Annotated in this window: 5 protein-coding genes and 3 pseudogenes; 2 read left to right on the top strand and 6 right to left on the bottom strand. The window is 43.9% G+C overall.

What is annotated here, in order from left to right:
- Nucleotides 1-436: 436 nt before the first annotated feature.
- The 5 genes from PN466_RS01270 to PN466_RS01250 all read right to left on the bottom strand — a co-directional run bounded on the left by PN466_RS01270 (nucleotide 437) and on the right by PN466_RS01250 (nucleotide 7,441).
- Nucleotides 437-1,195 (bottom strand): Uma2 family endonuclease, encoded by a 759-nt coding sequence (locus PN466_RS01270; RefSeq protein WP_313898505.1) that lies wholly within the window; start codon nucleotides 1,193-1,195, stop codon nucleotides 437-439.
- A 53-nt stretch (nucleotides 1,196-1,248) separates the two neighbouring features.
- Nucleotides 1,249-2,676 carry an efflux RND transporter periplasmic adaptor subunit gene (locus PN466_RS01265; RefSeq protein ID WP_271936290.1) on the bottom strand — a complete coding sequence of 476 codons (1,428 nt, stop codon included), beginning with the start codon at nucleotides 2,674-2,676 and terminating at the stop codon, nucleotides 1,249-1,251.
- Between the two features lie 155 nt (nucleotides 2,677-2,831).
- Entirely contained in the window at nucleotides 2,832-5,159 is a 2,328-nt protein-coding gene (locus PN466_RS01260) for a transglutaminase TgpA family protein (RefSeq protein ID WP_271936288.1), read from the bottom strand.
- An 88-nt stretch (nucleotides 5,160-5,247) separates the two neighbouring features.
- A complete protein-coding gene (locus PN466_RS01255; RefSeq protein WP_271936287.1) occupies nucleotides 5,248-6,327 on the bottom strand; it encodes a hypothetical protein in 1,080 nt (359 codons plus the stop codon).
- Nucleotides 6,320-7,441 carry a hypothetical protein gene (locus PN466_RS01250; protein WP_271936285.1) on the bottom strand — a complete coding sequence of 374 codons (1,122 nt, stop codon included), beginning with the start codon at nucleotides 7,439-7,441 and terminating at the stop codon, nucleotides 6,320-6,322. The genes PN466_RS01255 and PN466_RS01250 overlap by 8 nt, the downstream gene beginning before the upstream one ends.
- Before the next feature lie 404 nt (nucleotides 7,442-7,845).
- Here PN466_RS01250 and PN466_RS01245 point away from each other — a divergent pair.
- A pseudogene (locus tag PN466_RS01245) lies at nucleotides 7,846-8,852 on the top strand (IS5 family transposase).
- A 501-nt stretch (nucleotides 8,853-9,353) separates the two neighbouring features.
- On the opposite strand, the pseudogene PN466_RS26140 reads toward PN466_RS01245, so the two are convergent.
- Nucleotides 9,354-10,101, bottom strand: a pseudogene (locus tag PN466_RS26140) (IS982 family transposase); the annotation flags it as partial.
- A gap of 202 nt (nucleotides 10,102-10,303) precedes the next feature.
- Between PN466_RS26140 and PN466_RS01230 the strand changes: the two are divergent.
- Nucleotides 10,304-10,824 (top strand): annotated as a pseudogene (locus tag PN466_RS01230) (hypothetical protein); the annotation flags it as partial.

The following is a 10,824-nucleotide window of genomic DNA, read 5'->3' as shown; positions in this document are numbered from 1 at the left end:
TGACTTTTCCCCATTTTTCGCGACATCTATCAGTTCTTGACGTTGCTCTGTACTCAATTTAATGCGATACTTAAGCTTGGGGTTACTCATAGGTACCTCCGATAACTCTTACCCACAATTTTAAGCTTGCCAGTCCACTACCTTTTGCCTTGATACCATTTCTCCATGAAGTTGCGCTTAATGAAAGATGACAACTATAAGTAAAACTTCTATTTTGACCATGATTATTAAGCACATTGTTACAGAGAAATGGTATGACGTATCTTTCGGAAAACCTCAGTGTGTCTTTTTAGAAGCTAGTGCCCTGCGCGATTTCACGTCCGCGACAGCCCAAACGCACCCTACGGCTAACTAGGGCGCTAGAAACCGGGTTTGTACGAGAATCTGGGAGAAGAGCCAGAGAACTAGGCACAAACCCGGTTTCTTCCTACCGAGCCTACAAAGAATCCGGATCGATATTTAACTGTCGCAGTTTCTCCCGTAGCTGTTGTAAATCCGATTCGGCACTCTCAGCCCGCTCACGCTGCAACTCCTTCTCCTGACGCTGGAGATCGCGCTCTTGCACAACATCCTCATAAGTCTCGAACACTTCCCCAGTCGGCGCGAACACCTGCAACTCTTGCTCACTTGTACTAAAACTCACTCCCAATAAAGGACTTCTCCAACCCTCCATTTGAGGAATTTCGGTTAACCTCCCCCCACTTCTCAACCATCCTTGCAGTTGATTTTGCTTCGGATCGTAGACATAATATTCTTCGACCCCATAATAGTCGTAGAACTCAAACTTATCGTTCATCTCTCCTTTGTTATTGCTCGGTGAGATAATCTCAAACGCCACTTGAGGCACAATATTTCCTTCTTCCCATTGTCTATAGGAGCCTCTATCTTTTTTCTCCACTCCCAAAACCACCATAATGTCGGGCGCTTGGCTGAACGGTAATGTTTCTTCTACTGCCGTTAACGTTCCCGCCTTTCTGGGATACCACAACAAATCCCCAATCACAAATACATCTTCTCGCTCTTTAAACAGAGCCGACAATCCTCCGGCAATAGTCATTATTAAACGAAATTGAACTGTATTATTTGCCATTGGTTTGCCATCACTTTCTGGGTAGAGTCGAGCGTCAATTTGCGCTTGAGAAAGCAATTCTTGTACCATCGTTTTCACCTTCCTATCGAGTTCTGAGGATACCATAACCTAAGCACTCCCCCATCACCCACGACAGAGCAAAGCACTGTACCTATTCTCTAATTCTCTGGAGAACTGGGCAAGGTACTCGAATCTACTACAGGAACACCATCACGGAGTTTAACCACCCCTTCCGTGACAATGCTTTCACCTCCCTGTAAGCCTTCCTGCACTACAAAGCTTTGTCCAGTAATACTGCCTAGAGTGACTGGGGTTTGGGTCGCGACTTTTTGCCCTTCCGATTCATTCACGACAAACACAAAAGCTTGGTCACCAATGCGCGTAACTGCTGTCGTGGGAATAGTCACACTGGATTTGTCTTCCCAAACCACTTTTGCTTTGACTAATTGATCGGTACGCAATTGATTTTCGGCATTGGCATAGATGCCTTTAATGGTAATGGTTTGGGTCTCAGCATCAGTTTGTGGTGAAATGAACGACACGGGTATAATTCCAATGGGTTCATTTTGTTGAGTCTGCAACTCAATTCGGGTGCCAATGCGGACTTGGGATAAGCGGTCAATGGGAATCTGGATCAGGACTTCTAAAGGTTGGGATTGACTGACAGTAGCAAGAAGGGTTTGGCTATCAACAAAATCCCCAACGTTGACTGGCACATTGCCTACGGTTCCTGAAAATGGGGCGTTAATTTCATAAAATCCTAAGCGAGCTTCTTGTTCGGCTGCTTGTTGCCGAGTCCGTTGCAGTTCTTGTTGCGCACGAGCAATTTCAGCCTCCGCCCCAGCGATGACTTGATCTTGGGCGGCGAGTTGGGCATCTACGGAGGCAATCAGGCGATCATATGCTCGGCGACTACTGACGACGGTTGCTTGAGCCGCTTCAATCACTTTATTTTGGTTTTCGACATCCGCTTGCGCTTGTAGATAAGAGCGTTCGGTTTGATCGGCAGTTTCTTGAGAAACTGCTCCATTATCAGCGAGGGATTGATAGCGCTCATTTTCTAAGGTTTGGTAATCGAGTTGGGCTTGCCGGTGGTCGAGTTCAGCTTCTTCGGAAAGTAGGGTAGATTTGGCGTTTTCCCAGTCGGCGCGGGCGGAGTTGAGGTCTTTTTCGGTGGCAATGCGGGCGCGATCGGCGATCGCCGATTGTAGGTTACTTTTGGCTGTTTCTAGGGCGGCTGTGGCTGCGCCTACTTGTGCCAGTTGGGAATTCACGGCTGCCTGTTGTTCAATCGGATCGATAATAAACATCTGTTGTCCAGCGGTGACGCGATCGCCTAAATCCACATATCGCTCTAAAATATTCCCACTCACCCTAGGGCGCACATTGGCAATTTCTCTCGATACCAAAGACACATTATATTCTGTACCCTCGCTGACCCGCCCCGATTCCACCTCTCCAAAGACTACTGGAACCGCAGGACGAGGTGTTGCCTGTACTTGTTCTTTGCCACAAGAGCCTAACAGCATAGCACTGGCAATCAGGGGAAGAATCTTAAACGCAGGATGAATAGGATAATTGTTCATGGCAGGGATTATGCTAGAGCGTTCTTTTAACGCCAACCATTTTAGCTTCTGTCTGGTAAAGAGGCCCCATGACTTAAAGATAATTTGGTAATTGAGTGGGCAGTGATACTTACGTTAGAGGGAGATCTTAGAGAAATAGGATGACTGATTTCCCCTTACCGACTACTTATTTGAGTGAGCAATTTCTTTTGGCGAGAACGTTGTTTTAATTGTTGTAAACTCTGCTGTAAATGAGAAATCGATTCAGATTCTATGCCCCCATAGCGCCATTGCACATAGGCTTGGGGAATCCTGTCAATTACGTTTGCTGTTTCTGAGCCATACTTACCCCGCAAGCTTTCGGCATATTCTTGAGGGGTTTGTGCTGGATGTTTGGGATAACCGGCTTCCCTAAGAATGTCTAAGTATTGTTGATAAATTCGCTCCACGGGATGGAGTTTAGAGAGCCATCTTTGCCGTCTCCACTGTTGCCATTGCTTAAATAAGACCCAGAGCAAAAAGGAGATCGCGATCGCTAAGATTGAACCGATAAAGAAACCCGTCCAGCCACTGGAAATCAATTGCCACAGACGAATTAGTGACCGGACTAAAACGGTCATAATAAATGCCCCGATCGCCGTAAGAGCATTTTTCACCGGAGACGGTAACCAACCCGCAACCCAATCCCAAAACTGACGCAGGACGCTAAAGCTTTGATACTCAGAAATTGAGGGCGGAATTAGGGGATGACCGGGAATCGGGTCAAAGCTAAACCAACCATACTCTGGAAAATAGACTTCTGTGAGGGCAAAGGCATCAATATTACGAACCACATACAATCCGGTAAAGGGGTTAAATTCTCCTGGCCCAAAGCCAACAGCTAGACGTGCCGGAATACCAATTGCTCTCAACATTATGGTTAACGTAGTAGAAAAGTGATCCGGATAGCCACCGTTATATTTGAAGAGAAAGGCTTCTACCAGGTCTTCATTGCCATCAAAAAAGGGTAATTCTGGCTCCAGACTATAGCGTTGTTTCAAATATTGAGCCAGATACAGAGCTTTTTCATAGGGATCGGTTAAGGGATTTTCTGAAGTGGCTAACGCTTCTTCTGTTTTCTGACGTACCCGCTCTGCAATTTCTGGAGGAATTTGCAGATACAGGTCACGAATTTCTTGGGGATAGTCTGTCGAAGCTTCCCGCAAAACAGAGCGATCGCGATAGGGAACCTCAGAAATTACAGTATAGGTTAATCCTTCTCGTAGGTTAAGGGGCGATCTCAACGCTCCATGTTTATCTATCCCCACTTCTCGCGTAGGAAAGTAGAGATCCTCAACTTGATATAACGCTGGTATCAGGTTGGGTAAACGCTCAACCACGGTATAGGTTTGCACCACTTCCCGACTTCTGGCTAATGAAGAAATGCGAGGCATGTAAAATTTATACGACCAAGACGGGCGTTCAACTAATGCCGTACCCTCTTGCTCAATTTCCCATCCTTGACCGGTATAGCGATCGAACCCTAGAACTCGCCAAAATCCTTCTGCTTGAGAGCGAACCCGTAACATCACCTTGGGAGTCAGTTGCCCTCTCAAATTCTGGTTGATTTGACTATTAAACCCATAATAAAAGGTGTCATCCATTTGACCGGCTCCCTCACTAGGGACTTCTCCCCCGCCCCCTTCACCTTCTCCATCCTCTGCGGTTTCTGGGTTGATAATAGTTCCTGGCAATCCCTGAAAGCTTTGTTCTTTTTCTTGCATTAGAGGAGGTGCGCTGACCGGGAAATTGCGTAATTGATAGCCGGGAACCCTAGGAAAGGCAGCAAACAGAGCCATGCCTAACCCTAGAATCACTAAGAGCATAAATCCCAATTGTTTGGGTGCTAGTTCTGGTGCTAAGGGGGTACGCTTACGAGTCGTCGAACGCCAATTCCAGGTGAGAGGCGATAGTCCAAGCCGAGAGCGATAATCTAAAACCAGAGTAGGCAGGGCAATGACCAGGAATAGGAATAAGAGGGGGGAAAAGGCTAAGGTTTGGCTCAGAGTTGCAGCGACACCAATTAAAATCAGCCCGATCATCATCGAATAGCCCAAGTCTTTGCGGCGTGGTAAGTCGAAACTATGTAAGACTTGGAGATGAACCAGCAGTTCAGCCAGAACCAGTCGGGTATCGTTGAGTTGGGTAAACAGGTTTCCGAAAAATACAAAGAGGGCAATTAACATGCCAATAGCGATCGCAAATTTCGTGACTACATTGCGATCCTTGCGTCGATACCAACTCCACAGGGCCCCGATCATACCCACGGGAACAGCCCACAGACTCATTTGGGTCCCTGCCGCTACATCGGTGGCCATAATTCCCACACTCACTAAACCCTGAACCAATATTCTTAAGAACATGGATTCTTCAGCCACGGGTTTTGGAAGGCGCTCTACATGCTTCCACAAGTCCGATAAGAAGGGAAATTTTGATCTCTGGCGCGTCCCTGATGAGTTTGCCATAGGTTATATCTGGTTACGCTTGCTAATTTCCAAAAAAGCTAAGAGCTAGTGTAACAAGATTTTTTGTCTTTGGTATCTGAAGTCAGGGTTAAGATCCCGTATGGGTCGGTTGAATAGCAAACATCAGGGGCGCTTCAGGATTATTGTCCAGCTCAATGACTAAACTGTAGGGGCGCTCTCCAACAATATCAAATAACTCTACACTTAGATATCCAGGATCGCAGCGTTTGGAAATTGCCTGTCTACCTTCACCTTGGAACTGCACTGTTCCGGCACAAGGCAGCAACGCTTCTACCCGGAGTTGAGACTTCTGTTCGGTCTGGGTATAATTAGCTGCAACTTTCAGCCATCCAAGTTCCGTTTCCCAGTTCCGTTCTATGGCGGCTTGATTGACAACGGGGGTTAGGGTTAGGGTTTGGAGGATTTTTTGGGCGGCTAATAGAGAAAGGAGCATTTTTTGCGATTGCTGGGCTTCCTCATATACTAAAGTCGGACGAGATTTTGGGGGAGAGCGCAATTCACCCAATAATAACGGACGGGCTATCCGGTTTAAAGTCAGAAACTGATTGGGAAATAAATTTTCTACTGCTTGCACCAATTTTGCCCCCTCTTCCAGAGTAGACTGGGCAACTTGCTGACATTGATCGAGTAATTGAGTCAGCAAAGACTCAGGGAGTTGTACAGGAACGGGAAAATTTAACTGTTTGAGCTGTAGCATCCAAGGTTGGGAAAGAACAGGGGGAGAGGATACCACATCACAGGGGTCATCCTCATAGTCCATCATCGTTGTTTCCCAAGGAAATAAGGGAAGATTCGATTGCATTTCAGCTTGAATTCGTCGCTTTAATAAAGCCTGGAAACGGTCTTGCACGGCGGGGATCTCTCCTATCTCTAAAGGTTGGCCCTCTGGGGTTAAATGGGGGGGATAGATGCCATCGATATCTTCAGACTCTAAGGGATCGAGTGCCTCCCAATCCCAAGATGATTCATCGGGTTGATCTATCCATCGGGATGGATTGGGATCGGAATGGGAACTTGATGCTAGTTCTTCTGAAACTGGGGAAGAGTCATCCAATGGAGGATTGAGGAGCCAAGTAAAAAGGGCTTCAATTTTGGCTTCTGGGTCTTTATTCATGGCAAATTTTGAATTCTCCGGATAATTAGGCATTGCGGATCGCCCAAGCTTTCGCTAAGATTTTGATCCATCGTTTTTGAATTTGAGTGAGTGTACAGTCAAGTTGATTAGCGATCGCTTCATCATCAACCCGATCTTGTTTCAGATTAAGGTGTTTCCTCTGCTCTTCGGTAAGCTTATTGGTAAAAATTTCCCACTCTTGAGGCATTAGCCCTAAGTTTTGTTCTAAACTTGCTTCTAACCATTCATGTACTAATTGCCAATGGGGACCTAGGGCAAACCGTTCTAAGTGATATTTAAACCGTTGTTGTAGATAATCCCTTTCCCTAGGCGTAATCTCTAAAATCCATTCAATTTGTGAAGTGGTTAAATCCAGTAAACGAAAGACAAAATAATCAGCACATTTTTGCTGACTGCGTTCTTCTAGATACTCTAAAAGCATTTGCACAACTTTTTCAGTAATTTCATCGGCTTCTGGAATCTGTACCTGGTTACTGATAGCCTTACGGACTTGAGAGAGTGCAGGACTTGACCACTCGGAATTGGAGTCCGAACTTCCTCCTTCTGAAGCGGTTTCAATATCGACTAGCTCTTCTGGAGGTTGTTGCTGAGAAAAGGTTTGCGCTCGTAAAATAATCAGTTGTTGCGAGCGATTCCCTTTCAGACGAATTCGGCGTTTAGCATAGCGCTCTGCAAAAGCCATGAATTCAGCAATGTCTAACCGAGTTTTTGGATGATAGGTGAGGGGAAGTTCGGTTTCACGGCGAAAGGCATTGAAGGCTTCGAGGTAAAAGGCTTGTAAAAAATCCTCAATTAACGTGGTGCGAGCGGCATAACTGGCTGACCGATAAGATAGATTTATATAACCATAAACGATCGCGGCTAAGGTACTATGGAGATCTTGACGACCTTTAACCGATCCTTGCTGGTAATAGTGTAAACATTGTTTAAGGCGGAGTTGAGCCAGCTTTTTAGCCCACTCTTCCACTTCCCCTGACATTTGAATCCGTTGACTCTCCACACAAATTCGAGTCACTTCGGTTGCTAACCGATGGGCGACTTCCCGACAGTTACGTTGTCCCGCTTGGGTTGAATTCTGGAGTTGTTGCCATAGGAGTTCAAAGATAGTTGTAAAAATCTGCTCCACAAGTTCCTTTATACCCCCCTAACCAAAGTGATTTGCTTAGATGAACGTAACACACCTTGGGTTGAGCTGCTTTTAGAAGAGGTTAATTCTTGTCTGTTGCTTCTTCCCATAGGCTAGACTAGGGATATAGTACACTCTTTTCTGTCACTCTGCGAGGAATTAAAATAGAATAATTTAGAAGCTCAATGGCTGAAAACAAGACATACTAATGGATGTAGAGTTACAGTTCTTAAAACATTTCCAGAAATAGCTAAAGAAGACTGATTCTGTAGCTCGGCAATACTTAGGAAGTGCGGGAAAAATAGATCAAGGGATGGTCTTTATTAATGCTTAAGGGCACTTCTATTAATTGGCTATACCGTGAATTCATGATATAATAAAGAAATAAAAAGAAAGAAAAAAACATGGGTCAAATAAGTTTTTGGAACGTAGAGAAACGTCAGAAGAAGCTAAATAATAAAAAACGCTGCTCTCTCAACTGAATGAATTGGTACCTTGGGAGGATTTTCGTCCAATCCTCGAACAAATTCATGATCGTGAACTCTCAAGTAATGCCGGTCGTAAACCCCTAGACGTTATCTTAATGTTCAAGTTAGTTATCCTACAAAAATTGTTCAATTTAAGTGACGATCAATTGGAGTACTAAGTCAATGATAGATTCTCGTTTATGAAGGTTCTAAATCTGGGCATAGAAGATCCAGTGCCCGATGCTAAAACGGTATGGTTTTTTAAGGAAAAACTGACGAAAAAGAAGTTAGTAGAAGAGTGATTTGAGCAATTAGAAGAGTATCTAAAAAGTCAAGGGTATAAAGCTGAAGAAGGGCAAATAGTAGATGCGACTCTAATTCCTGTGCCGAGGCAAAGAAATAGCAGAAAAGAGAATAAAGAAATCCGAGAAGGAGAAATCCCGGAAGAATGAAAATAAACGCCCAACTGCTTGTACCAAAAGGATTTAGACGCTCGGTGGTTGAAAAAAAATGGGAAAAATCACTACGGCTATAAAAATCATATAAGTATCGATCAGAAATATGGATTTATTCGCAAATATGAAGTGACAGATGCATAAATTTATGACTCAAAAGTATTGGAAAAACTGATAGATATAGAGAATTCATAACCAGAAATATGGGCAGATAGTACCTATCGGAGTGAAGAAATTGAATGGCTCTTATCAAAGCTAGTATTTGAGAGCCAAATTAATGAAAAAGGGTGTAGATACAAACCGTTAAGTAAAGAACAAAAATTAAGCAATAGAGAAAAATCAAAAACGAGAGCGAAAGTAGAGCATGTATTTGGAGCTTGGGTAATGTGCATGGGAGGAAAGCTTCTACGTTCGATTGGAAAAGTGAGAGCAGAAGCCAATATAGGTTTGAGAAATTTAGTATTTAATCTCCTCAGATATGTCTTCTGATCAATCTCAGATATATAATTAAAATGCCCCTACTTATAGGGAGTTTTAATAAAAAGTGGTTGGTCTATGATGAACTGTCTACTTCTTAGATGAAATTTTATCTTTTCGGAAAAAGGCGGTCTTTTTTTATCTGATTAATTGCTCGAAAGAGCAATTAATAGGGGTGCCCTACATCCATTACTGTGTCTCTCTTTCAGCCATTGGGCTTTTACATTATTCTATCTTAATTCTCGGAGAGTGACAGAAGAGGGATATTATCTCTAAAGCCTTGGAGGGTAATAATCGAAGAGATAATAAGCACTTACTCCATAGACATTCCCATGCCTCTAAGACTGCTAGGGATCTGATTAGTATTCATGGTAAAGAACTATTCAACTGAGGAGCTGGATGAGGTGAAAGTCTCACGTCCGGTTGAGAACAGAAGTCAGAGGAGTGACTTTCTGGCTCAGTTTAACTATAAGACTATAACCTTTCCACTCCTGTGTAAAGCCTTTAAACCTGAAGGGACATTAGTTGGTCAATTACTGTCTCCACAATAGAGCGCTTACGACTGAGCAGTTTATCTGTGAGGCGCATCAATTTATTCTTCATATTGCGTCGCAGCCTGGCAAAAAAGGAGATGTTAAACTTTTCTAGCAGTTGTTTGGCCAGGGTTTGACTCACATAACCTCTATCAGCAAACACTTTGCCCTGGAGGTGGCTTAATAGCCCTTCTACAGGTTTACGGTCATCTGTATTACCTGGAGTCAACTGAGTATTCAGTATATCCCCAGATTCACTCGCCACCAAATAAAGTTTAAATCCATAGAACCAACCCATAGAGGTTTTACCTCGAGCTGCTAAATTTTTGAAGACTCGGTAGCGGTTGATACGACGAGAGTGACAGACTTTCTTTTTTGGTAGCATCAATAAAGCTGATTCCCGTACAGCTACCAAAACAACTGTTGAGATAAGCACACAAAGGTACTAGAGATGAACGTATCCACTCAATAAAACGTTGATAACTCACTGGGGATGGAAATTCTTGAGACCAATACTGGCAGACCTGTTCGAGGTAATAGCTTTTGAAGGTTCGATAGGGCTTTTGATGAAACCCAATGAGTATAGTCATGATTTCACTCAAATTCATTGAGCGCTGCCGTTGGCGATTTTTCAGACCGGACTGGAGCAGTTGTTGTGACCAAGCCACCTCAAAGATTTGACAGAAGTCATCGACATCACAGAAGAGTTCTTCTAAGCTAGTAGTCATTGCGGGGGATGGTGCTGATGTTTAGTCACTTTCAGCTTACTCCATCCTCCCTTCCTTATCCCGAACTCAGGTTAATACTATACACAAAAAAGACGAGCACGGAGGGATTTGAACCCCACTCTCAGACTATAGCTAACGCTATCCAAATGGCTAGAAGCTTTACCAAAGCTACCTTATAGAACCTTGAAAGGAAAATAGGTAGATGTCTGAATACTTTAAGCAGACGTGGAATTTAGTTAATGAGTATTTCCACTCTAATCAAATTGATCCATCCAAGTACGTTGATCATGAGTTAATTCGTGCCCATCTCAAAGCTTGCCAGAAGTCAACCCCTAAGGGTGTCTCCATTAGCAAGAAAGGTAACCGGCTATATCTCCGGTTTAAAACGTCTAACAAGTCTGCTACTGCTGATAACTCCTGTAATGAGTCATTCACTCGCGATGGGTGCATCAACGCTCTAGCAAAAGCCTTAGCAGTCTTTGAAAAACTCAAAGAAATCGAATCAGAGTCAGAATTTTGGTCGTGGTACGAGTCAGAAATCAAGGGCACCGTATCTCTTGAGAATGACATCATTACCATCGACGATGCCATTGAGATAGTGAAGAATAATTACATCAATGGCTATGACAAATGTGGACGCGATAGGAGTGACAAGAGGCTTAGAACTAATACTCTGGCTAATTATCACTTAACCTATGGCAAGCACTTTGAGAAACTCAATCC

The sequence above is a fragment of the Roseofilum reptotaenium CS-1145 genome, assembly GCF_028330985.1.
GTDB classification, from domain to species: Bacteria; Cyanobacteriota; Cyanobacteriia; order Cyanobacteriales; family Desertifilaceae; genus Roseofilum; species Roseofilum reptotaenium.
The sequence above is the reverse complement of the archived record's forward strand: the minus strand, read 5'-3'. Positions and strand labels throughout refer to the sequence as shown.